23 protein-coding genes are annotated in these 23,222 nt (G+C 65.2%); 7 read left to right on the top strand and 16 right to left on the bottom strand.

Going from position 1 to position 23,222, the window contains the following annotated elements; all coding sequences use genetic code 11:
- Nucleotides 1-25: 25 nt before the first annotated feature.
- The 5 genes from QP996_RS01415 to dapB form a co-directional block, all read right to left on the bottom strand.
- Nucleotides 26-478 (bottom strand): hypothetical protein, encoded by a 453-nt coding sequence (locus QP996_RS01415; RefSeq protein ID WP_284870856.1) that lies wholly within the window; start codon nt 476-478, stop codon nt 26-28.
- An 85-nt stretch (nt 479-563) separates the two neighbouring features.
- Nucleotides 564-2,648: a ribonuclease J gene (locus QP996_RS01410; RefSeq protein ID WP_284870855.1), complete on the bottom strand. Its 2,085-nt coding sequence runs from the start codon at nt 2,646-2,648 to the stop codon at nt 564-566.
- A gap of 2 nt (nt 2,649-2,650) precedes the next feature.
- A complete protein-coding gene (dapA, locus tag QP996_RS01405) occupies nt 2,651-3,559 on the bottom strand; it encodes a 4-hydroxy-tetrahydrodipicolinate synthase (RefSeq protein WP_284870854.1) in 909 nt (302 codons plus the stop codon).
- Between the two features lie 36 nt (nt 3,560-3,595).
- Nucleotides 3,596-4,228: an FAD-dependent thymidylate synthase gene (locus QP996_RS01400; RefSeq protein WP_284870853.1), complete on the bottom strand. Its 633-nt coding sequence runs from the start codon at nt 4,226-4,228 to the stop codon at nt 3,596-3,598.
- Nucleotides 4,229-4,972 carry a 4-hydroxy-tetrahydrodipicolinate reductase gene (gene dapB / locus QP996_RS01395; protein WP_284870852.1) on the bottom strand — a complete coding sequence of 248 codons (744 nt, stop codon included), beginning with the start codon at nt 4,970-4,972 and terminating at the stop codon, nt 4,229-4,231.
- A 55-nt stretch (nt 4,973-5,027) separates the two neighbouring features.
- Here dapB and QP996_RS01390 point away from each other — a divergent pair, with 55 nt between their 5' ends.
- From QP996_RS01390 to QP996_RS01375, 4 genes are all read left to right on the top strand, one after another.
- Entirely contained in the window at nt 5,028-5,726 is a 699-nt protein-coding gene (locus QP996_RS01390; RefSeq protein ID WP_284870851.1) for an AMIN-like domain-containing (lipo)protein, read from the top strand.
- 9 nt (nt 5,727-5,735) lie between these two features.
- Nucleotides 5,736-5,996 (top strand): hypothetical protein, encoded by a 261-nt coding sequence (locus tag QP996_RS01385; RefSeq protein WP_284870849.1) that lies wholly within the window; start codon nt 5,736-5,738, stop codon nt 5,994-5,996.
- A 107-nt stretch (nt 5,997-6,103) separates the two neighbouring features.
- On the top strand, nt 6,104-6,880 hold the full coding sequence (locus QP996_RS01380) for an NAD(P)-binding protein (RefSeq protein WP_284870848.1): 777 nt from the start codon (nt 6,104-6,106) through the stop codon (nt 6,878-6,880).
- A gap of 33 nt (nt 6,881-6,913) precedes the next feature.
- Nucleotides 6,914-7,801 carry an oxygenase MpaB family protein gene (locus QP996_RS01375; RefSeq protein ID WP_284870847.1) on the top strand — a complete coding sequence of 296 codons (888 nt, stop codon included), beginning with the start codon at nt 6,914-6,916 and terminating at the stop codon, nt 7,799-7,801.
- 59 nt (nt 7,802-7,860) lie between these two features.
- Here the strand turns inward: QP996_RS01375 and QP996_RS01370 are convergent, their stop codons facing one another.
- Together QP996_RS01370 and QP996_RS01365 are read right to left on the bottom strand one after the other, a co-directional pair.
- A complete protein-coding gene (locus QP996_RS01370) occupies nt 7,861-9,294 on the bottom strand; it encodes a DUF6114 domain-containing protein (protein WP_284870845.1) in 1,434 nt (477 codons plus the stop codon).
- Nucleotides 9,278-9,859, bottom strand: a complete 582-nt coding sequence (locus QP996_RS01365) for a DUF6230 family protein (protein WP_284870844.1) — start codon at nt 9,857-9,859, stop codon at nt 9,278-9,280. Before QP996_RS01365 ends, QP996_RS01370 begins: the two co-directional genes overlap by 17 nt.
- A 228-nt stretch (nt 9,860-10,087) precedes the next feature.
- Between QP996_RS01365 and QP996_RS01360 the strand changes: the two genes are divergently transcribed.
- The gene (locus QP996_RS01360; RefSeq protein WP_284870843.1) at nt 10,088-11,161 is read left to right on the top strand and encodes an oxygenase MpaB family protein; all 1,074 of its coding nucleotides are present in this window, start codon (nt 10,088-10,090) and stop codon (nt 11,159-11,161) included.
- Between the two features lie 95 nt (nt 11,162-11,256).
- The gene (locus tag QP996_RS01355) at nt 11,257-12,840 is read left to right on the top strand and encodes a succinic semialdehyde dehydrogenase (RefSeq protein WP_284870842.1); all 1,584 of its coding nucleotides are present in this window, start codon (nt 11,257-11,259) and stop codon (nt 12,838-12,840) included.
- Between the two features lie 75 nt (nt 12,841-12,915).
- Here the strand turns inward: QP996_RS01355 and QP996_RS01350 are convergent, their stop codons facing one another.
- The 4 genes from QP996_RS01350 to QP996_RS01335 all read right to left on the bottom strand — a co-directional run bounded on the left by QP996_RS01350 (nt 12,916) and on the right by QP996_RS01335 (nt 17,655).
- Nucleotides 12,916-15,204: a polyribonucleotide nucleotidyltransferase gene (locus QP996_RS01350; RefSeq protein WP_284870841.1), complete on the bottom strand. Its 2,289-nt coding sequence runs from the start codon at nt 15,202-15,204 to the stop codon at nt 12,916-12,918.
- A gap of 150 nt (nt 15,205-15,354) precedes the next feature.
- Entirely contained in the window at nt 15,355-15,624 is a 270-nt protein-coding gene (rpsO, locus tag QP996_RS01345) for a 30S ribosomal protein S15 (RefSeq protein WP_070474158.1), read from the bottom strand.
- A 103-nt stretch (nt 15,625-15,727) separates the two neighbouring features.
- Nucleotides 15,728-16,690 (bottom strand): nucleoside hydrolase, encoded by a 963-nt coding sequence (locus tag QP996_RS01340; protein ID WP_284870839.1) that lies wholly within the window; start codon nt 16,688-16,690, stop codon nt 15,728-15,730.
- A complete protein-coding gene (locus QP996_RS01335) occupies nt 16,687-17,655 on the bottom strand; it encodes a bifunctional riboflavin kinase/FAD synthetase (protein ID WP_284870838.1) in 969 nt (322 codons plus the stop codon). The genes QP996_RS01340 and QP996_RS01335 overlap by 4 nt, the downstream gene beginning before the upstream one ends.
- A 30-nt stretch (nt 17,656-17,685) precedes the next feature.
- On the opposite strand from QP996_RS01335, the gene truB reads away from it, so the two are divergent.
- Nucleotides 17,686-18,579, top strand: a complete 894-nt coding sequence (gene truB, locus QP996_RS01330; RefSeq protein WP_284870837.1) for a tRNA pseudouridine(55) synthase TruB — start codon at nt 17,686-17,688, stop codon at nt 18,577-18,579.
- A gap of 330 nt (nt 18,580-18,909) precedes the next feature.
- On the opposite strand, the gene QP996_RS01325 is transcribed toward truB, so the two are convergent.
- The 5 genes from QP996_RS01325 to rbfA are packed head-to-tail and all read right to left on the bottom strand — an operon-like array spanning nt 18,910 to nt 23,124.
- Nucleotides 18,910-19,572 carry a 4'-phosphopantetheinyl transferase family protein gene (locus QP996_RS01325; protein WP_284870912.1) on the bottom strand — a complete coding sequence of 221 codons (663 nt, stop codon included), beginning with the start codon at nt 19,570-19,572 and terminating at the stop codon, nt 18,910-18,912.
- Nucleotides 19,572-20,372, bottom strand: a complete 801-nt coding sequence (locus QP996_RS01320) for a metallophosphoesterase family protein (RefSeq protein WP_284870835.1) — start codon at nt 20,370-20,372, stop codon at nt 19,572-19,574. The genes QP996_RS01325 and QP996_RS01320 overlap by 1 nt, the downstream gene beginning before the upstream one ends.
- A complete protein-coding gene (locus tag QP996_RS01315) occupies nt 20,369-21,673 on the bottom strand; it encodes an MATE family efflux transporter (RefSeq protein WP_284870834.1) in 1,305 nt (434 codons plus the stop codon). Before QP996_RS01315 ends, QP996_RS01320 begins: the two co-directional genes overlap by 4 nt.
- Nucleotides 21,674-21,698: 25 nt before the next feature.
- A complete protein-coding gene (locus QP996_RS01310) occupies nt 21,699-22,691 on the bottom strand; it encodes a DHH family phosphoesterase (protein WP_284870833.1) in 993 nt (330 codons plus the stop codon).
- Nucleotides 22,684-23,124 (bottom strand): 30S ribosome-binding factor RbfA, encoded by a 441-nt coding sequence (gene rbfA, locus QP996_RS01305; RefSeq protein WP_284870832.1) that lies wholly within the window; start codon nt 23,122-23,124, stop codon nt 22,684-22,686. Before rbfA ends, QP996_RS01310 begins: the two co-directional genes overlap by 8 nt.
- Nucleotides 23,125-23,222 lie beyond the last annotated feature (98 nt).

Below are 23,222 nucleotides of genomic sequence, written 5' to 3'. Positions count from 1 at the left end.
TGTTATGAAACCGTACGGTTTCCGCCTAGATCTGGGAGGACCCCGCAAGGAGGTTGGACAGGCCCAGCCGTGCCTGGAGTCCCAGGAAGAAGCGGATCACCGGTGCGAAGAAGGTGACCAGCGGATCGGTGGTGACAACCTTGCCGTACGGCATGTAGGCCAGCTCCGTCGCCTCCTTGCCGTCGACGTAGCAGCCCCACATGCCGGACTTCGCGTTTTCCAGGCACAGAATCGAATCCTGGTTGAACTGCCCGATCACGCGAACGCCCCGCGCGTCCTGGTTGCGGAAGTTCGGCTCGCCCCACTTCACTACGTCGTAGCTGCGCCACTGGGTGGCGTAGCCGGGATCGAACGGGACCTGCGTTCCCGGCGGGAGCGGGTGCCCGCCGGTCCAGCTGGTCTCATCGGCGGCGGCTGCTGGGGAGAGAAGCGAAGCGGAAAGAACGACGGCTGCTGTGGTGCGGTTGAGGTGTCTCATACCCGTTGTATCGAAATGCCCTGGAAAAGCGTTAGCCCCTTCGGCTGCCACGGGGCGGGCCGAAGGGGCGTCGATAAGCAAATGCTTAGCGGGATTCGCGGGTGGACGCGATCTCGTCCTCGGTGGCGATGTGGTTCTCCGACGACATCGGCACCACGGTCGGCAGAATCACCGGCTGACGCTTGTAGTTCTGCTCAATCGCGCGGGAAACCTTGCGGCGGATCTGCTGCACCATGCGGAACGCATCGTTCTCGCCTTCGGCGGCCAGATCGCCCATGACGGCCTCGACACCCTCGACGACCTTCTTGTTGAAGTCGCGGTCGTCGTCGCTGTAGCCCGTGGTGGACACCTGCGGCGCCTCCAGCAGACGGCCGGTGCGGTCGTCGATCACACAGGTGATGGACACGACGCCACCGGACGCCAGCGAGGTACGGTCCGCCAGCACGTCCGGGTCCACGTCACCCATGGTGGTGCCGTCGACGTAGAGCTGGCCCACCTGGTACTGACCGGCAACCTTGATGTTGCCCTTGTGCATGTCCACAACCACACCGTTCTGGGCGAGCGCCGTGTTGTTCGGCTTCACGCCGGTGGAGATTGCCAGCTCCTTGTTGGCACGCATGTGACGCCACTCGCCGTGCACCGGCATCGCGTTGCGCGGGCGCGCCGCGTTGTACAGCGCGAGCAGCTCGCCTGCGTAGCCGTGGCCGGACGCGTGGACGTGCGCCTCGGCGTTGGTGATCACGTTCGCGCCGATCTGCGCGAGGTTGTTGATCACCGCGAACACCGCCTCCTCGTTGCCCGGGATGAGCGAGGAGGACAGGATGATCGTGTCGCCGTCGTGGATGGTGATCTGGCGGTGCTCACGGCGGGACATGCGCGACAGCGCAGCCATCGGCTCGCCCTGGGTACCGGTGGTGATCAGCACCGTCTTGTGCGGCGCCATTTTCGCGGCTTCCTCGATCGGGATGATCGTGCCCTTCGGCGCCTTGAGCAGGTTCATCTTCTCCGCAATCTCCATGTTGCGCAGCATGGAGCGGCCGTTGAAGGCCACCTTGCGGTTGTTGGCCACTGCGGCGTTAATCGCCATCTGCACGCGCGCCACGTTAGAGGCGAACGACGCGATGACCACACGCTGGCGGGCATTCGACACTAGGCGGGTCAGCGTCTCCTCGATGCCGGCCTCCGAGGCGGAAATGCCCGGAATGGTGGCGTTGGTGGAATCGCACATGAACAGGTCGATGCCCTCGTCGCCGAGGCGGGAAAGCGCCGGGATGTCCGTCGGCTTGCCGTCGTACGGCGTCTGGTCCACCTTCACGTCGCCGGTCATCACAACGTGGCCGGCGCCGGTCTTGATGGAGACACCCAGGCACTCCGGGATGGAGTGGTTGACGTGCCAGAAGCGCAGACGGAACGGGCCGACGGTGACCTCGGAATCCTTGTTCACGTCGTTGAGCTTCGGACGCTGGCGGTGCTCCTGCGTCTTCGCCTTGATCAGCGCGTTGGTGAACTTGGACGAGTAGATCGGGATATCGCTGCGCAGCTTCAGCAGCCACGGGATCGCGCCGATGTGGTCCTCGTGGCCGTGCGTGACCACGAGTGCGTCGATCTTGTCCAGCTTGTTTTCAATCGGGCCGAAGTCCGGCAGCACCAGGTCCACGCCCGGCTCATCGGAGTTCGGAAACAGCACGCCGCAGTCCACGATGAGCAGGCGGCCGTTGTACTCGAAGACCGTCATGTTGCGCCCGATCTCGGAGATGCCGCCGAGCGCGTAGATGCGCAGCGTGTCCTTCGCCGGCTTCGGCGGTGCGGGCAGGCGCTTGGTCAGATCGGCACCCTGCATGGACTTCATGGGGTTGCGGCGGCCGCCGCCCTGGCCCCCACCGTTGCCACCATTGCCGCGGCCACGGCGACGGCGGTTGCGGTTGCTGCCGCCACGGTTATTACCACCGTTTCCGCCGCCACGGTTGTTGCCGCCGTTGCGGCCGCCGTTGTCGTCGCGGTTGCCGCCGTCACGGCCGTTGTTTCCACCGTCGCGCTCAACTGGCGCGTCGTTGCCGCCGCCGTTCGCAGGGGCGTCGCTCGGTGCCTGGAAAACCGGCTGCTGTTCGTTTGCCTCCGGCGGCCCGGCCTTGCGCGTCACCTTGCGTGCGCGGTTGCGGGGTTCATTCATATTTATAGGACTCCAGCCTGTGTCATTTCTTCGCGGAGCCGCTCGACCTGCTCGTCCGTCGCCGCGGCGACGGGCAGGCGCGGGTCTCCTACTTCGATGCCCTGCAGTCGCAGAGCTGCCTTTGCAAATGTCACGCCGCCCAGCGCGCCTTGTTGGCGTGCGAGCACGTTGAGTGTGTTGGCGTTGATTTCCCGTGCGCGGGCGAGATCGCCGTTCTCGTATGCAGTCACTAGTTCACGCAGTGCCTTCGGTGCGGCATGCCCAACCACGGAGATCATTCCGGTCGCGCCGAGGGCGAGCCACGGCAGGTTCAACGGATCGTCGCCCGAGTACCAGGCCAGCCCGGTCTCCTGGATCAAGGTAGACGCTTCGAGCATGTCGCCCTTCGCGTCCTTCATTGCCTTGATCGTGTCCACTTCCGCAAGCCTGCGGATGGTGTCGGAATCGATCGGGATGCCGGAGCGGCCGGGGATGTCGTACAGGCAGACCGGGAGATCGGTTGCTTCCGCGACTGCGCGGAAGTGCGCCTCCACCCCTGCCTGAGACGGCTTGGAGTAGTACGGCGTGACAACCAACAGGCCGTCAGCGCCGGCCTCCGCGGCCGCTTTCGCCATTTCCACCGCGTGGCGGGTGTCGTTGGACCCCGCGCCTGCGATGATGCGGGCGTTGCCCCCTACCTCTTCGCGCACTGCCTTTAGCAGCGCGACCTTTTCTTCGTCGGTGGTTGTTGGGGATTCGCCCGTTGTGCCTGCGAGCACTAGTGCGTCGATTCCTTGTTCTACCAAGTGGGCAGCGAGATCGCGGCCTGCCGCAACGTCAAGTTCGCCGTCGGAATCAAACGGCGTGACCATTGCTACGCAGACGGAGCCGAAGATGTCGGCTCCCAGATCAGCTTTGAGAGATGTGCCCATGGCCCAGTAGGATACCTGCCTCACGCGAGCAATTGCTTATCGACGTTCCCCTTCGGCCAAATCGCCGAAAAGCAGCGGCGCCTCGCCCTGCATGACCTCGAGCACAGCAAGTGCGAGCTGACGGATCTCTTCGTGCTCGAACTTGCCGTTGTGTGTGCCGATGAATTCGCGCCAGGCCCGGTAGGTGCCAGTAGCGACCAGCTCGGTCGCGGCCGCAGCGGGCACAAGCGCGTCCGCCGCTTCCTGCGAGCGCTTGCGCCTCACCAGCGCATTCGGCTCGTCCACCATCGCGTCCTCCAGCGCGTGCAGCAGCTCGCCGCGGACGAACTCCGCCTCCTCGACGGCAGCCTCGAACAACCGCGTGAGCTCCTCGTCTGCCGCGATCGCGGCCGGGATCACCGCGCCCTGCGCCGCGTGTTCGCTGACTGCCAAGCCGTGTCCGCGGACCGCGGCTGCCGCGTCGCGCGAGACACCCCGGATATGCAGGGTGGCGCTGGCGTGTTCCAGCATGGCCGCGCGCGAATCCGCCAAGTCGTCGGCGTTGCGGCGAAGGAGGGCGGCCGAAGGTTCGTCGCTAAGCAAGGCGTAGGCAACCGCACCCTCGCCTTGGGTGATGCCCTCTGCGACCGGGACCCTAAGTGCGGTGGCCGCGATGAGTTCAACCTGCATCTACAACCCGAGGTAGGCGTCGAGGCCAATCGTCAGGCCCGGGCGGTTCGCCACCTCGCGCACCCCGGTGAGCACCCCGGGGACGAAGGATTCGCGGCCGTAGGAATCCTGGCGGATGGTCAGGGATTGCTCGGTGGTGCCGAAGATGACCTCTTCGTGCGCGACCATGCCCTGCATGCGCACTGCGTGCACCGGCACGCCGTCGACGTTCGCGCCGCGCGAGCCGTCGAGCGCCTGCTCGGTGGCATCCGGCATGTCGGTCAGGCCCGCTTCCTTACGCGCATCCGCAATGCCCTGCGCGGTCTTCACCGCGGTGCCGGAAGGCGCGTCCAGCTTGTTCGGGTGGTGGAACTCCACGACCTCGGCGGACTCAAAGAACGGTGCGGCCTGGCGGGCGAACGCCATGGTGAGCACAGCGGAGATGGCGAAGTTCGGGGCGATGAGCACTCCCACGCCCTCGTTTGCCACGCACCAGTCGCGCACCTTTTGGTAGCGCTCGTCGTCGAAGCCGGTGGTGCCCACCACGCAGTGGATGCCGTTATTAATGCAGAACTCCAGGTTGTCCATCACGGCGTTCGGGGTGGTGAAGTCGACGATGACGTCCACGCCTTCGTCCACCAGCACCTGCAGCGAGTCACCAGCGCTCACCTGTGCGGCGAGCTGCAGGTCATCTGCCTTTTCCACACCGGTAACAACGGCGGAGCCGACCTTGCCGGTCGCCCCAAGCACTCCAACTTTGATCATGGGTGTCCTTTCTGTTTGTCTCCGCTGGCCATGGTAGCCCCGCTAGGGTGGGACTATGACACTCCACAGCCGCAAGTTCAGCCCCACCCGCCGCCGAGCCGTGTACGCAGCACTCGCGGCGGCCGCCTTGACCGTTGCGGGCTGCGGCGCAGAAACGGGAGACACCGGTTCGTCTGCTGAGCCGGAAGCGGGTTCACCCACGACCTCCGCTGCGACCTCCACTGCACCGGCATCCACTTCCGCGACCGCAGAAGACACGTCGGAGGCGGATACCAAGGACGTCTCCGCAGCGGCGGCGCCGGCAGGCGGCCAGTCCGCCACCCCGTTCACCCTGGAAGACACTCACTTACAGAACCCGGGCCACCCCGAGCTACAGATCGAGGACGTCCGGGCCGGCTCCCACGAAGACGTCGACCGCGTCGTGGTGGAGCTATCTGGCACCGGCACGCCGAACGTGTTGGCTGGCTACACCGCAGACCCGCGCCAGCAGGCCTCCGGGCTGCCGCTCGTACCGGCTGGCAATGCGTACTTCGAGCTGATCATCCAGGGCGTGCCGTGGTCGATGGGCTTAAGCGATGCCGACTTGGCTAAGGCCGACCCCTCCGGAGTGGCGGCCGGTGGCATCCAGGAGATCGCCGACGGCGGAATCTTCGAAGCGGACGCCCAGTACATCGTGGGCCTTAACGCTCAGCGTCCGTACAACCTGTACCTGTTGGAGAACCCGACCCGCGTGGTCGTGGACTTTCAGAAGTAGGAGGCAACAATGAGTCTCATTTCTTGGCTTGGACTCGGTTTCGTGGCATTGCTGGCCATTGGCGACATCGTCGCCCTGGGCAACACCTCCAAGGAGATCTACCGCAGCGACATGGAGGAAGACTCCAAGCGCCGCTGGGGATTCCTCCTTGGCTTTTCTCCCCTTGCCGGGTTGTACGCCTACAAGAAGCGCGATGAGCTGTTCGGCCACGGCGAGCGGCCAGTAGATGAACCTGGCCGCGGCGACGATCGGGATGAATTTCGTCGCTAACATTCTGAGCCTTTATGCGACACCGCACCTAGCAAGCGTCTAGAGTGAACGGGAACACACTGACGCCCAAAAGTGGCGCCGGAGAGTCTGTGTGAAAGGTTTAAGTGATGTTTGACCCCTATCGCCGCCCCACGGTGGCGGTTGTCGGCGCTGGTATCTCTGGTTGCACCGCTGCAGCGGAGTGCGCGTTTTCCGGCTTCGACACCACACTGTTCGACCGCCAGGAGTACATCGGCGGCCATCTCACCGCCCCGGACGCGCCCACGGTGTCCAGGCGGCAGCACTTCCGCACCCCGTATTTGAAGCGCACAACTACGGACGGCACCCCGCGCTCCCTTATCGCGCACCTCGAGGCGGCTGTCGATGCGAGCGGTGCGACATTCACAGGTGGTGCCGAGGTCACGGGCGCCGAATGGAACCCCGCAGAAGGACAGTGGGAGGTCAGCTACACCCGCGGCGGTGAGACACGCACTGAGCTTTTCGACGTGCTGATCCGCGCCACCGGCGAACCCTCCCCGTGGATCGGCGTCCCCGGCCGGGCGAACATCAGCGCAGACGAGCTGTACCTTCACAACGGCGTGGACGTCGTCGGCCTGCCAAACGCCCTGTTCGTGGACTACCACACCCCTGACCCGAAATTTGACCAGAAGTCCTGGGCCGTGTTTGAGGCGCGCGGCGACTACGCACGCAGGTACGTGCGCCAACTGGAAATCCGCGGCCCCGGCGCACTGACCGTCAAGTCTGATAAGTGGCGCGTGCAACCCGGCACCGTCCGCGGGCTGAAGGCAGCCCTCGTCGAGTTCGATCCGGACGTGCACTCTTTCGCCCGCGCCGAGAACTACCAGGCCGCATCCCGCCGCACCCGAAGCGAAGCCGCAAGCTAGACCGCGACGAACGAACACTTCCGAGGAGACACGATGACCACCCTGAAACCCTCCGCCAACATCGCGCCGAGTGAGCAAGACGTTCCAGCTGTTGCAGTAGACACCAGCGGCCTGCCCGAGCTCGGCCCGGATTCTATTTTGTGGCAGCGCTTCGGCGACTGGCGCTCCCTGTTCGTGGCGCTGAGCGCCGGCGTGCTGCAGATCGCGCAGCGCGACATCAGCCGCTCCCTGGTGCAGCAGTCCAACGTGTTCGACAACGAGGTCGCCCGCCTCGTCCGCTCCGCGTTCCCGATCATCCGCACGGTGTACGAGGGCCCGGAAGTCGGCGCGATGATCCGCGACTTCCACAAGGACATCAAGGGCACCCACCCGGACGGCTCGCGCTACCACTCGCTGAACCCAGAGGTCTACTACTGGGCGCACGCGACGTTTACCGCCATGCCGTACCTTCTGGCGGGCAACTTCATGCCCGACATGACGCGCGCCGAGCGTGAGCAGCTCTTCCAGGAGTCGCGCACGTGGTACAGCTACTACGGTGTTGCCGAGCCGGAAGGTGCCCCGAAATCCTACGACGAGTACGTCGCCTACATGGATGCCATGTACGACAAGCTGGGACCGAGCGAGACCATCGACCGCTCCCGCATCATGAACGGCCTGACGCTGGATCCCCCAGATCCGTCAGTGCCGCGCTGGGCGTGGAAGCCGATCGCGCCGTACGCGTCGAAGCTGCTCTTGTGGGTGTCCATCGGGTTGCTTCCGGAGAAGGTCCGCAACTCCCTTGGCCTTGAGTGGACAAAGTCGGACCAGCGAAAGCTCAACGTCTTCTCCCGCGCCACCCGCACCGTTTTCTCAGTGCTGCCGCGTAAGGCCCGCATGGTGCCAATCGCATCCCGCGCCTTCGAGCGCGCCGAGACTAGTTAAGACACACAACAGAGGGGCCGCCGGTTTTCCAACCGACGGCCCTTCCAACTTCTCCAGCGTTATTTCGGCACCCTCAACTGCACTGCGGGCGCGTGCAGGTGCAGCCCGTCGAGGCTGACCATCTGCATGGTGACCCCGCCGAGCGATATCCGGTCCATCACAAAGTTGGGCACGGGGACGTTCGGTACCGGGCGAGCATCCGGCACACCCAACTGGGCGAGTATGTCGCCGAGCGAGCCCTGAAGATCCACTGTCACCGGCACCGTGGGCACCCCGGCAACCACTGGGGTTGCGGTCAGTCCCGTGGCTACGACGGTCACCGGCCCGTCGTAGACCTTGGTCTCCACCGGGCCGGTGGTCAGCAGGCCGCGCGCCGAGAAACCCGGCACTTCCAGTGCAAGGTTGCGCGCGGTGAGTCTGTCGCCGGTAAGGATTAGCGTCCGAGTCGGCACATCTCCGATGGTGACCATGCCCATCGTTGCGCGAACATTGCCGGAGATAGCGACGTTGTCTGCGGTCACGGTGCTGAGGTTCTGCGGCGCAATCGTGCGCGTCGGCTCGAGCTCGGGATATGTCAGGAGATTACGCGGATCTGGGGGTTGTGGCGCCGACACCGAAGGTAGCTGCGGCGCCAGCGGCAGCTTGATGTCGGGCGAGTTGGGCAAGCTCGGCAGCTGCGGCAGGGTGGGCACCGACGGCAGTTCCGGCAGCGCAGGAATCTGCAGCTGCTCAGGCGCCGTCTCTTGGGCGTTCACCGCAGGTTCGTCTCCCATGTTGGCGACGATGAGGCCCGAAGCCGCGATTGCGATGGCCACCGTTTTGGCGTTTCGCAGTGAGGCGAGATCGATTTTGGTTGATCCTCCTGGGCGGGGCGTTTCCCCTCCGCCCGGCACCGCTGGGTCTTCGTGCTCCGAATCCGGAGGTGCCTGCTCCCTCTTCCCGCCACGCGCATGCCTGCCCTTCGGTGTCGCGTCTGTGTCTTCCCACGCGAGACCGAGAGCGCCCCCGATAATGCCCAGCAACGAGCCGACCACAAACCCGCCCAGATTCGACGTGGGCAGGGCGATGATGGCGACCAAGATGCTCATCACGCCCAGGTAGGGTGCGGCAAACGGCTGCAGCCACATCCCGATGCCGAACATGATGAGCGCGGCGCCGATCAGCAGCGTGGATACTCCTGAAATGGTCGCGATCATCACCAGCAGGTCGGACACGCGGATAGTGAAGTAGGCCGGCGCGAGCATCACCACGCCAGAGAGGATCACGAGCAAGCCGGGAAGAAAAGGGCGCTGTTTCCTCCAGGTTGCGAACCGTTCCCGTACGGACGCCCGCTGCGTGCGGTGCTCGCCGTCGCGACGCGTCGCCCCTCGCCTCCTGCGGGTTGCAGGGGCTGCGGCATCGGCAGCGCTGTCGTGAGGGTTCTCGGAATCGCCGCCGTCATCCCCGAAGAAGAAGTCGTCGTCCTCCGGGTCGGTGCTAGCTTGTGCAACCATCGGCCATTCCCCGAGAGACGTCAACAACCACACCGGAGGCTATGAGCTTCTTCGCGCCGACGGAGGTGGCGCGAATGTCCTCCGCACTCAGCGTGACCTTATTTGCGTGCAGACCCCACGTGCCCTGTGGCGCCATGGAGTTGAATTGGCTGGCATCGGCACCTACCGAGGCGTCCGTCAGATCGAGTGCACCCTTGATGTCCGTGGCACCCACGACGAGGTCGCGGACCTCAACGCTGTTGTCGCCGAGCGCCTTCAACGTGAACGTACTCTCGCCGACCACGGGCACGTCGGGCAACGCAGCGGACAGGCAGAGGTTCGACGCATACGCATGCTCGAACTTGAGCCGCGCGACAGGAAGAGTGTCGTTGGCCATCTGTTCACTGTCGGTGAAGATGCTCAAGCCCTCCCCCTCAAGGTGGGTCATGCTGATCTTAAAAAACGTTCCGGACAACGCCAGGTTGGCTGTCAGCCCGCCCTGCGCTACCGCAACGCCCGTCGCGCCGAAGCCGATGAGCCCGGCGAGCAGAGCGACACCAGCTTTCGTTTTGTTGATCCTTCCCATGGCAATTCCTTCCGCCCGTGGCCGGACACCAAACCGCCAGCGTATCGACGGCTGCCATCACGGTAATCACTTATGATTTGGAACACCGTAACACACGCTATGTAAGGGGTTTAACAGCTCGGCCGCTTGTTTCCGTCACAATACTCGTGACCTAACCCGCAGTGACTATTTCGGTGTATTACACTTCACATAAAGCAACAAACACCTCAGCAGGGAAAGGAAGACGCGATGTCTCAAGCAGTTGCACCTGAAGGAGCAGACGCCCGTAAGAACGATTCTGGGGAAGATACCCGCTTCGCCCAACCAGATAACCTGGACAAACCGGAGCGAGCCAAGCGGGAGCTGAAGCGGGCGCCGCTGGGCCCGGATTCCCTGCTGTGGAAGTGGGGATCTGACCAGCGTCTGCAGTTGCTGCGCGGCTACACCGGCGTGCTGCAGAACATGCACCCGGCGATCGGCCAGTCGCTGCTGGATCACTCGAAGTTTTTCGACGAGCCCTTCGCACGCCTCGAGCGTTCCACCCCGCAGATCATCTACTCCATCTACGACGACGGCACGCGCGCCAAGATGATCCGCGATTACCACCACACCATCAAGGGCAAGCTGCGCAACGGCGAGCGTTACCACTCACTGAACCCGGACGTGTACTGGTGGGCGCACGCCACCTTCGTCTGGCGCGTCATCTGGGCGCAGGAGCTTTTCGGCACCCCCTTCACCCGTGCGGAGAAGGAGCAGATCATTCAGGAAGGCGTGACCTGGTGGGATATGTACGGCATGTCCGAGCGCCCGGTGATCGACACCCTCGACGGCTACATCAAGTACTTCGAGGAGATGGAGGATGAGGTCCTCGAGCGCAACGAAACAGTCGATTTCGCCCTGCGCACCGCCCGCGTGGAACCGGTGAAGGCCCCGGACGGCGTGCCGGAAGCCGTGTGGAAGGTCATTTGGAAACCGCTGATGAACAGCGTCATCTGGTTGACCTACGGCACGCTGAGCGACAAACAGCGCAAGATCCTGGACCTGCCGTGGTCCAAGAAGGACCAGCGCAGGTTCGACCGCATTGCGAAGGCGGTGAAGAAGCTCTTCACGATCCTCCCGGAGGACAAGCGCTACATGGAACCGGGCCGCTCGATGATGATCAAGGCCGGAATGATCGAGGGCAAGTACAAGGAGCCGAAGCTTGCCGACGCCTACCACGGCCAAGGCGAGAACGACGCGGACAGCGCGCCCAAGGACGCCCCCAAGACCGGCGCTCAGGACGGCGACGCGGACGAGCGCCGCGCCGCCGGCTGCCCCTTCTAACCCCGTATCCACCCCAGGACCGCTGGCCCTGCACCCCCGCAGGCGCCGCCGGTGCTGGGGTGCGCTTCTCTTTCAACCATTGTTACGGAGATTTCATGGCTATCACTCGCTTGAAAGAACAACCGCTTCCCGCCGATTTCCTCGACCGGCTGCAGAAATTCACCACCAACGCGACGACCGGCTCCCTGTACACAGGCGAGCGCAAGGCAGTCAATTCCCCGTTCTTCGAGGGGGAACTCGGCTGGGTCGGTGTCGGCACCGCCGCAGACGTGGATGAGGCATTCAGGCTCGCCCGCCGCGCGCAGCCGTTGTGGGCCGCAAAGCCGGTGAAGTACCGCGCCGCTCTGCTGGAACGCTTCCACGACCTGGTCAAGGAAAACCGTGAGCTTCTCGCGGACATCGTCCAGCTTGAAACTGGCAAGGACCGCACCGCGGCGTACGACGAAGTGCTGGACGTGATGAACAACGCCCGCTACTACGCCAACATCGCCGCCGATGAGCTGGAGATGAAGGCGCGACCGGGCGCATTTCCCCTCATCACAAAGACCGTCGAGCAGCGCGTACCGAAGGGCATCGTCGGCCAGATCAGCCCGTGGAACTACCCGCTTGCGCTCGGCATCTCCGATGCGCTCGCCGCGCTCGTAGCCGGCAATGCCGTGATTGCCAAGCCGGACCTGAACACCCCGTTTTCCAACATCATCTCGCTGAACCTCCTGCTCAACGCCGGCCTTCCGCACGACGTGTTCCAGATTGTCACAGGCACCGGCAGCGAGGTGGGCCAGGCGATCGCGCAGCAATGCGACTACCTCATGTTCACCGGCTCCACCGCCACCGGCAAGCTTTTGGGCAAGGTTGTCGGCGAACGCCTCGTGGGCTACTCCGCCGAGCTCGGCGGCAAAAACCCGATGATCATCGCGCCGGATGCGGACATCGAGGCCCACATCGACACCATCGCCACCGCCTGCTTCTCCAACTCCGGCCAGCTGTGTGTCTCCATCGAGCGCATCTACGTGCCTGACGAGGTCTTCGACCGTTTCATCGGCGCGTTCCGTGATGCCACCAACCGCATCAAACTTGGTTCGGGCTTGAACTGGAACTATCAGATGGGCTCGCTGATCAACCAGGACCAGTTGGACACCGTGCAACGGTTCGTGGACGACGCCGTGTCCAAGGGCGCGACCGTCGTCACCGGCGGCACACCCCGCCCGGACCTTGGGCCGTTCTTTTTCGAACCGACGGTGCTCACCGACGTGCCCGACAGCGCTGACCTGCTCACCCGGGAGGTCTTCGGACCCGTCGTCTACGTCCAGCGGGTGGCGGACACCGATGAGGCGATCCGCCTGGCTAACAACACAAACTACGGCCTCAACGCCTCCGTTTTCGGTGCTCCCGACACCGCTTGGGAGATCGCCGAACAGGTGCAAGCCGGCGGCGTGACCATCAACGACGGCTACGCGGCAACCTGGGCATCCGTGTCCACCCCGCTCGGCGGCGTGAAGGAGTCGGGTGTGGCCCGCCGTCACGGCCCCGAGGGCCTGACGAAGTACACCGAGGTCAAAAACATCTCCCAGCAGCGGATCATGCCAATGCGCGGCCCGAAGCAGATGCCGCGCAGGTACTACGGCGAGCTCATGACCACTGCGCTGGATCTGGGCAAGAAGTTGCGATTCTTGCCGTGACGTGAAACGTCGATAAGCAAGAAAGCGGGCGCCCTCGCCACGAGAGCGCCCGCTTTTCGACGACTACCTGTCGGTTTACTCGCCGTCCTCGACCGGGACCAACGAGATCTTGCCGCGGTTGTCGATGTCGCGGATCTCCACCTCGACCTTGTCGCCGACGTTGATGACGTCCTCGACGTTTTCCACGCGGGTGTTGCCACCCAGGTTGGAGATGTGGATTAGGCCGTCGGTGCCCGGCATGATGGACACGAACGCGCCGAACGCAACGGTCTTGACCACGGTGCCTAGGTAGCGCTCGCCCACCTTCGGCATCTGCGGGTTGGCAATCGCGTTGATCTTCTCAATCGCGGCGTCCGCTGCCTCGCCGGAAGCGGCGGAGACGAACACGGTGCCGTCGTCCTCGATGGAGATCTCGGCGCCGGTGTCCTCGGTGATCTGGTTGATCGTCTTGCCCTTCGGGCCGATGACCTCGCCGATCTTGGACACGGGGACCTTCACGGTGGTGATCTTCGGGGCGAGCGAGTTCATCTCATCCGGGCCCTCGATGACCTCGGCCATGGTGTCCAGGATGGCGTCGCGCGCGTCGCGCGCCTGGTTCAGCGCGTCCGCCAGCACCTTCGACGGGATGCCGTCGAGCTTGGTGTCCAGCTGCAGCGCGGTGATGAACTCGCGGGTGCCGGCGACCTTGAAGTCCATGTCGCCGAACGCATCCTCGGCGCCCAGGATGTCGGTGAGCGCAACGTATTCGGTCTCGCCGTTGACCTCGCCGGAGACCAGGCCCATGGCGATGCCGGCCACCGGGGCGGCCAGCGGCACACCCGCGTTGTACAGCGACAGCGTGGAGGCGCACACCGAGCCCATGGAGGTCGAGCCGTTGGAGCCCAGCGCCTCCGAGACCTGGCGGATGGTGTACGGGAAGTCCTCGCGCGACGGGATCACCGGCAGCAGCGCGCGCTCAGCGAGCGCGCCGTGGCCGATCTCGCGGCGCTTCGGAGAACCGACGCGGCCGGTCTCACCGGTGGAGTACGGCGGGAAGTTGTAGTGGTGGATGTAGCGCTTGGAGTCCTCCGGGTGCAAAGAATCCAGGTGCTGCTCCATCTTCAGCATGTCCAGGGTGGTCACGCCGAGAATCTGGGTCTCGCCGCGCTCGAACAGGGCGGATCCGTGGGCGCGCGGGATGAGCTCGACCTCGACCTCGAGGTCGCGGATGTCGGTCACGCCGCGGCCGTCGATGCGGAAGCCTTCGGCGAGGATCTTCTCGCGCACGATCTGCTTCATCAGCGCGTTGTAGGCCGCGCGGATCTCCTTCGACGCTGCCGCGTACTCCTCGCGGTCATCGTCGTCGATGTCGAAGTCGTCGAGAAGGCTCTCCTCGATGTCTTCCATGTACTCGTTGGTGGCCTCGTCGCGCTCGGCCTTGCCCTTGATGGTGAGCAGCTTGCCCAGCTTCTTGGACGCCTTCTTCTCCACGGCATTGAACACCTTGTCGGAGTACGCCGGGAAGAGCTGGAACTCCTTGGTCTCCTTGGCCATCTCGTCTGCCAGGCCGCGCTGGGCGCGGCACAGCGTCTCAATGAACGGCTTGGCGGCCTCGATGCCCTCGGCGACGGTGGACTCAGTCGGTACCGGGTAGCCGGCCTCAATCTGCTTGACCACGTTCACGCCGGCACCAGCCTCCACCATCATGATGGCGACGTCTTCCTCGGTCTTGCGGCCGCGCTTGCGCTCGACCATGCGGCCGGCCACAACCATCTCGAACAGGCAACGCTCGTGCTGCTCGTGGTTGGGGAACGCCACCCACTGGCCCTCCGGGTGCTTGTCGTCTGCCAGCAGCGCCATGCGCACGCCGCCTACCGGGCCGGAGACCGGCAGACCCGACAGCTGGGTCGCGGCAGACGCGCCGTTGATGGCCACGACGTCGTAGTACTCCTCCGGGTGCTGCGAGAGCACGGTGATAACCACCTGCACCTCGTTGCGCAGGCCCTTGACAAAGGTCGGGCGCAGCGGGCGGTCGATCAGGCGGCACGCCAGGATCGCCTGGGTGGAGGGACGGCCTTCGCGGCGGAAGAAGGAGCCCGGTATCTTGCCGGCTGCGTACATGCGCTCTTCCACGTCCACAGTCAGCGGGAAGAAGTCGAAGCCCTCGCGCGGCTGGTTGGATGCGGTCGTGGTGGCCAGCATCATCGTCTCGTCGTCGAGGTAAGTGGTTACGGAGCCGTCCGCCTGGCGGGCCAGCTGGCCCGTTTCAAAACGGATGGTGCGCGAACCGAAGTCGCCGTTGTCCAAGGTTGCTACTGCCTCGGTGATGCCAAATTCCTCGTCCACGTGGACGTCGAAAGCATTCTTTGGCTTGAAATTGCTCAAAAGGATCCCTCTCCTTGAAGGTTCGTGGCGATCATCGGTGCCGCCTTGTCGTGTTTCTCATGCAACGGCCAATGATGATAACAAAAAACGCCCCACCACGCAGGTGAGGCGTTCTTTTTGGGCCGAAGCTTTGCGACGGCTTGACGACGCTTAGCGGCGCAGACCCAGGCGACCGATCAGGTCACGGTAGCGCTCGACGTTGTTCTCGCGCAGGTACTTCAGCAGACCGCGACGACGGCCGACGAGCAGCAGCAGGCCACGACGGGAGTGGTGGTCGTGCTGGTGGTCCTTGAGGTGCTCGGTCAGGTTGTTGATGCGCTCGGTCAGCAGCGCAACCTGAGCCTCCGGGGAACCGGTGTCGGTCTCGTGCAGGCCGTAGGCCTTGAGGATCTCAGCCTTCTTCTCAGTGGACAGTGCCATGAGGTACTCCTTGGTTGTTTCAGTTCGCGTTCTACGGAAAAAGTCTTCGCTGCGCCGCAACTGCCGCGAACCACAGTCAATTGGCGCAAGACCTTGGGAGACGTTACACGACCGGGGTCTCGCGGGCCAAACCGGTCAACCGGCGCATGAACTCCTCCAAGAAGCCGGCAGTATCCACCCGCACGGCGACGGCGGCGTGCTTGTCTTGGTCGTTGAGACGGGTCTCGTCGCCGATGGTGCGCCCGCGTGTTTCACCCTCCACATCCACCTTCATGTTGATGCCCAAGGTGTCCACCAGCCCCGGGTTGATCGCCACGGCCACCGCAAGCGGGTCGTGCAGGCCGCAGCCGCCCAGGTGCGGCGAGGTGGTCTTGTACGCGTCGATGTAGTAGTTCGTGATGTCCGCGAGGAAGTTGCCGCCGGTGGTGCCCAGCGCGGACCACTTCGCGGTCTCAGCCGTGGTCAGCAGCGTCTTCAGGGTGACATCCAGGCCGATCATGGTGACGTAGCGCAGGCTGCGGAACATCAGGTCCGTCGCCTCCGGATCCTGGTGGATGTTCGCCTCCGACCACGCCGTGACGTTGCCTGGCACGGTCAGCGCACCGCCCATCATTACAATCTGCGCGCCGTCGCGGAACACGTTGGACGCCTCGATCGCGGCGGCGATTGTGGTGGACGGGCCGGTGGGCACGATCAGCAGATCGTTGCCGTACTGCGCCACCGACTCAACCAAGAAGTCGACGGCGGAGGTCTCCTCCACCTGGCGGGCGGCGTCCGGGATCTCCGCCTCGCCAATACCGTTTTTGCCGTGGATGAACGCGGAGATTTCCTGGACCTCGAAGGAGTCCTTGGCGCGCGCGTGCCCAGGACCTGCAAACACCGGCACATCCGTGCGGCCGAACAGTTCCAGAATTGCCAGGGTGTTGCGCACGGATTGCTCCACCACGACGTTGCCGTAGGTGCAGGTCACGCCGATAAGTTCAACTTCCGGCGAAGCGAGCGCGTACGCGAGAGCCAGGGCATCGTCGATGCCGGTGTCCAAATCCAGGATCAGCTTGGTGGTCATGCCCCGAGAATATCGCGGGTACGAGAAACGTCGCGGGACATGTGTTCCAAAAGCTCGTCCACGGAGTTGAACTTGAGCATGTCGCGGACCTTCTCCACGAACTCCACGCGGGCCATCCGTCCGTAGAGGTCCGCGTCGCGGTCCAGCACGAAAGACTCCACGCTGCGCCGGGCGTCGCCGAACGTGGGGTTGGTGCCCACGGAAATAGCCGCCGGGTAGCGCACGCCGGGTTGCATGTCGCCGTCGATCTCGCCGTCATCGATGATGGTCAGCCACCCCGCGTACACGCCGTCCGCGGGCACCGCGGAGGTGTCGGAGGCGTACTGGTTCGCCGTCGGGTAGCCCAGCTCCTTGCCGCCGCGGCCCGCGCCGCGCTCAATCGGCGCGATGACGGAGAACGGCCGGCCCATAAAATCCGTGGCCAAGGCGACGTCGCCGCCGGAGAGGTGGTCGCGGATGGCAGTCGAGCAAATCCGCACCTCGCCCTCACCCAGCAGCTTGACGATGGTCACGTCCACGCCCGCCTGCTCCCCCAGCTGCGCCATGTCGGTGGCGGTGCCGGCGGCGTCGCGGCCGAAGGTGAAGTTCTCCCCCACCAGCACATGCTTCGCGCCCAGGGTGGAAACCAGCACGTCGTCCATGTACTGCGCGGGCGTCAGGCCCGCCAGCTCTTCGCGGAAGTCGATGACCAGCAGTGCGTCCACGCCGAGGTCGGCGATGTGGCGGGCGCGCTCGTCGAGAGGCATCAGCGCCCTAGGCGCGCGTTCCGGGGCGAAAATGGTTACGGGGTGCGGGTCGAAGGTCATCACCACGCACGGCACGCCGAGCTCGCGCGCGGTCTCCACCGCTTTGGAAATGAGCAGCTGGTGGCCCCGGTGCACTCCGTCGAACACACCGATAGTGACCACCGTGCCGGTTTCCGCGAAGGAATCCGGCGCACTCGAAAGCCCGCGCAGAATATCCACGGCGAACACAGTACGGCATAATCGCGTGGCATGAACGATCCCCTCGCCACTTCCGGAATCGTCGTCGTGGACAAGCCTGCTGGCATGACCAGCCACGACGTTGTCGCACGCCTGCGCCGCTTCTTCGGCACCCGCAAAGTCGGCCACGCGGGCACGCTCGACCCCATGGCGACCGGGGTGCTGGTGGCGGGCATCGAGCGCGGCACGAAGCTGCTAGCCCACCTGGTGGCGGAGGACAAGGTGTACGAAACCACCATCCGTCTGGGCGCGTCGACGACGACGGATGATGCCGAGGGCGCGATCGTCGAAAAGCATGATGCCTCTGGCGTGACTGATGAGGCGATCCGCGCCGAGGTGGCGAAGCTGACCGGCACGATCATGCAGGTGCCGTCGAAGGTGTCCGCGATCAAGATCGGCGGGCGGCGCGCGCACGAGCTGGTGCGCGCCGGCGAGGAGGTGGACATCCCCGCGCGCGAAGTGACCATCCACGCGTTTGAGCTGGGCGAGATCCGCCGCGACGGAGAGTTCGTGGACGTCGATGCGCGCGTGCACTGCTCCTCCGGCACCTACATCCGCTCGCTCGGGCGCGACCTCGGCGCCGCCCTCGGTGTCGGGGGGCATTTGATTGCCTTACGACGCTCACGCGTCGGCTCCTTCTCCCTCACCGACGCACGCACCCTCGACCAGCTCGAGGACGCCGCCGAGCTGTCCCTGAGCCTGGACGAGGCGCTAGTTCGCGCGTGGCCGGTGCTCGACGTGACGACCGAAGAGTACGACGCGCTGGCCATGGGCAAGTGGCTGGAGCCGCGCGGGCTCAAAGGCGTCCACGCGGCGGTGGGCCCGGACGGACGCGCGGTGGCGCTGGTCAAGGAGAAGGGCAAACGCCTGGCCACAGTGTTCGTGGCGCGCCCCTCGACGCTGTAGGGGCGCGGTCTGGGCGGCTGCGCGCCCTCGCTCGGTCTCAATCCCGGTCTCCATCCGGTCCCCCCTCGCTTGGCCCCCAGCCCGCGCCGACCTCCGCGCCCCGATCTCCCGCGCCTGCCCCCCCCAATCCCGCGGATCCAGCTAGTAAGACCCAGCTATCGTCCAAAATATAGCGATTAGCTGGATCCTTGTAGCTGGAAACAGACGCCGGGGCCGGCTGGGGGCAGCGCTCGGGGCTGGCTGGGGCGGTCGGGGCCGGCTGGGGGCAGCGCTCGGGGCTGGCTGGGGCGGTCGGGGCCGGTGCCGAGAGACGCCCCCGCCCCTCCCGCGCTACCGCACGTAGGTGGAGGTGACCACGTAGCCGCAGCGCTCAACCCAGCGGCCCTCGAACAGCGGCACCGGGGCTGGGCGGGCCAAAAGCCGGGAGGTGAAGGACCCGTCGGTGCGCAGCTCGATTTCGGCTTCGTCGAAGTCCAGCCAGCGCCGGGTCATCGGGTACCAGCACTTGTAGGTGGCTTCTTTGGCGCAAAACAGCAGGCGGTCGGCCCATGTGTAGCCGTCGGCCTGGAGGCGCTGCACCATCGATATCTCGGAAGCACTGGCGATGGACCGCAGCACTCCGTCCGGGAGCGGCTCGGCTGGCTCGGCGTCCAGGCCCATGGAGTGCACGTGCCGGGTGGAGGCGGCTACGGCGGCGCGCAACCCGTCGGTGTGCGTGAGGGAGCCGGTGAACCCCTCCGGCCACAGCGGCATGCCCCTCTCCCCTCGCAGGATGGCCCCGGCTGATTCCACGCCGAGTTCGCGCAGCGCTTGGTGCGCGCACCAGCGGGCATCGCCGAATTCGCCTTTGCGCACGTCCACTGCGGCGCTGACCTCGTTGCGCTCGTCGGGGTGGAGGTCCTCGTAGCGGGTCAGGTCGACAGCATCAGTCGAATCACCGGTCAGGTAGAACACGCAGCGTGCCTCGGGAGGGAACAGCGCGACGTCTTGCATCACTGCTCAACCTCCATGACCGGGTACGGGAACGGCTGCGCGGATGGGAATCGCTCCCATTCGCGCGGATAGCCGAGAGACGCTTCGATGTGCTCGATTCCGTCGACAGTTGTCACCCCCGGCATATGCAGGTGACCGTACACGACCGCTTTCGCGTTGTAGCGCTGGGCCCAGGTTCGCGTGTGTCGGGTGCCGCACCACAGTGCGATATCGGACCACTGCATGCGCTGCACCGGTTCCTGCACCAGTGGCCAGTGGTTGATCAGGATTGTGGGTCCGTTGATACGGGAAAGCCGCTTGGTGGTGTACGCCAGCCGGTCCCAGCACCAGGCGCGGATGTCCACGAAGGGGGCGATGGCGACCTCGTCGGTCATCACCACGTTGTTTTCGTGCGCGGCGGCGAGCGCTTCTTCCACGGTGAGGTTGCGGGCGCGGAACGAGTAGTCGTAGAGGGTAAAAAGCGGGCAGATGGTTACCCCGCCGAAGACCGGGTAGCGGTCCTCCGGGGTGATCACACCGATTGCGCGCATGGCCTGCACCAGCATCGTGTACTTCTCGCGGCCCCGGTGCCTGTCCGCGGAACGGCAGAACAGCTCGTGGTTGCCGGGCACCCACACCACGGTGTCGAAGCGGTTGGCCAGCTCTTTCATCACTTGGATGATCAGCTCCGGGCGCTCGGCGACGTCACCCGCGACGATGAGCCAGTCTGAGGGGTCCGTCGGCTGGATTGCGTCTATTTTCGGGCCGTTGCGCTTCACCGCCGCGTGCAGGTCGCTGACGGCCCAGAGCGTGGTGGTCATTCCTCATTTTTACCATCCACACCAGACACGGCCCATCGCATTGAGCGGAATCTCCACACCACGCCAATCAATCGCGCGACGACCTGGGCGAGCTGCCCGACCCAGATGCCGGTCAGCCCCCAGCCGAACGCCCCGGAGGCCAGGATGATCGGCAGCGCCACCCCGAGCAGCGAAAACAGCGTGAGGTTACGCAGGAATGCGGCGTCGGCGGCACCGAGCAGCACGCCATCGAGGGCGAAGACCGCCCCGCCAACCAGGATCATCCCGATGAGCAGGAACCAGGGAACCCGCAGCGTCTCGACGACCTCCGGGTCCGACGTAAAAATGCTCTGGATCGGCACAGCGAACACCGCGAACACGGCTGACAGCGCCACCGCGAACACCATCGAGTACTTCAGCGCCTGCAGGCCCACGGCACGGGCCTGCTGCGCCCCTCCGCGGCCCAGCGCGGAGCCGGTCAGCGTCTGCGCCGCGATCGCCAACGAGTCCAGCACGAGCGTGAGGAAGTTCCACAGCTGCAGCATGAGCTGGTGCGCCGCCAGCGCCACCACCCCGATCCGGCCGGCCACAGCCGCGGCGGCGAGAAGCGAGACCTGGAAAGACAGCGAGCGCAAAATCAGGTCCCGGCCCAGCACCAGCTGGCGCTTGATCACGCTCCACCGTGGCGCCCAGCTGCCGCCGTACCTGGCATTCTCACGCACCAGCACCACCACGAACAGCGCGGCGGTAATCCCCATGCCAATCACGTTGGACACCGCCGAGCCGACGAGCCCGTAGCGCCCCACCAGGATCGGCAGCAGAATCGCGCCTGGGATCAACCCGCACAGTGTCAGGTAAAACGGCAGCTTGGTGTTTTGCACCCCGCGCATCCAGCCGTTGCCGGCCATGATCGCAAGCGTCAACGGCACGGCGAAAACGGCCACGCGCATCCACTGGGCCGCGCGCACGCTCGTCTCATAGTCGCCGGCAAGCGCTTGGGCGAGAGGTTGCGCGAACAGCCCGACGATGACCGCAAGCAGCGTGCCGACGCCTAGCGCCACCCACGTGGCCTGCACCCCCTCCGCCACCGCCTTGTCGCGCTGGCCCGCGCCGAAAAACCGCGAGCTACGCGCTGTGGTGCCGTAGGACAAAAACGTCAGCTGCGTCGTCACCGTGGACTGGATCGCCGCACCCGCCGCAAGCGCTGCGAGCTCGGCGGTGCCGAGCCGGCCCACCACCGCGGTATCCAGAAGCAGATACAGCGGGTTAGCCGCCAGGACGCCGAGCGCGGGCAGGGCGAGCATCAGGATCTCGCGGCCCATCGAACGTGGTTTTGCTGGTTGCCAGTTACTCATCGGGCTCCGGGAACGCGTCGAGAAGCTTGCGGATGACCTCGTTGCGGGTGCCGGTGGCGGAGTAGCCGGCGGCGGCCCAGTGGCCACCGCCGCCGAGCTGCTGCGCGACGGCGGAAACATCCACCACCACCGAGCGCAGCGACATCGCCCAGTGCTTCGGCGCCTGCTCTTTCAGCACCACACCGACGTCGGTGCCCTCCAGCGAGCGGGAGTAATCGATAATCGACTCAACCGCCGTCTGGCTCATACGCGAGTGGATGCCGACTGGGATAGTCAGCACCGCCACGGACAGTCCCTTGGTGGGCACGATCTGGGTTTTCGCCAGCACCTCGCCCATCAGCTGCATGTCCACCGGGCCCATCGTGTCCATCAGGTCGAGCGCGATCTGACGGGTATTCAGCCCGTACTCCATGAGCTCGGCGGCGAAGACGTGCATGCGGGGCGTGCCCCAGCGGAAGCTGCCCGTGTCCGTGACCAGGCCGGCGTACAAGCAGTAGGCGATGTCCGGGTCCAGTTCCGCGTCGAGGCAGCCCAGCAGTTCGCGGACCATCACAGTGGTGGATTCGCTCTCCACGATCAGGTTCATCCCGCCGAAGCCGGGGTTGGTGTTGTGGTGGTCGATCACAATCACCCGCGAGGGGTCTTCCATAATCGCCGGCATGAGCGAGCCGGTGCGGTCGGCGGAGGCGCAGTCCACGGTGACCACGAGGCCGTCGTCAGGCAGTGACGCTCCGTAGTGGATGCGGTCCACGCCCGGGATGGTGCGCATGTTCGCCGAGTGCGGCAACGGCTGGCCGATGTAGACCTGCACATCCTTGCCCAGCTTCTCCAGACCAAACGCCAGCGCGCAGGCGGAGCCGATCGCGTCCGCGTCCGGCTTGATATGCGCGACCACCGAGATTTTCTCGGCTGCGCGCACACGGGAGGCGGCGGCCTCGAACTGCGCCGCCGCCTCCGGGAGGTACACCGGTGCCTGGCTAGACATCGTCACCTGTGCGCTTGTAGGGGTCGCTCTCGCCCGCCGGCTTCGCGTTCGCGCGCAGCTTCGCCAGCTCCTCATCGCGGGCACGGGCCCGGTTGAGCAGCTCCTCCATGTGGGCGGACGACTCCGGGACGGTGTCGCGCTCAAAGGAGATCGTCGGGGTGAAGCGCACGCTGAGCTGGTCGCCCACGATCTTGCGGATCTGGCCGCGGGCGCGGTTAAGCGCCTCGGCGGCCTGGTCGTAATCCGGCTCGTCGTTGATGCCGCGCCCGCGGACGGTGTAGTAAATGGTCGCGTCGTGCAGGTCGCCGGTGACGCGGGTGTCAGTGACGGTGACCAGCTCCAAGCGAGGATCCTTCACTTCCCGCTCGATGGCGGATGCGACGATCGTCTGAATCTGCTTTGCCAGGCGCTGTGCGCGAGGGTTGTCAGCCATGCTCAACTCCTTTGTCCGAAACTTTCAATAGTGTAACCCCCGCCCTGCGCGGGGCTCGCGCGGAACGGGGGTTAGCGTCGATAAGCAATTGCTTTGCG

This window comes from Corynebacterium sp. MSK008, from assembly GCF_030232585.1.
Lineage (GTDB): Bacteria > Actinomycetota > Actinomycetes > Mycobacteriales > Mycobacteriaceae > Corynebacterium.
This window is presented reverse-complemented; position numbering and strand designations above follow the sequence as displayed.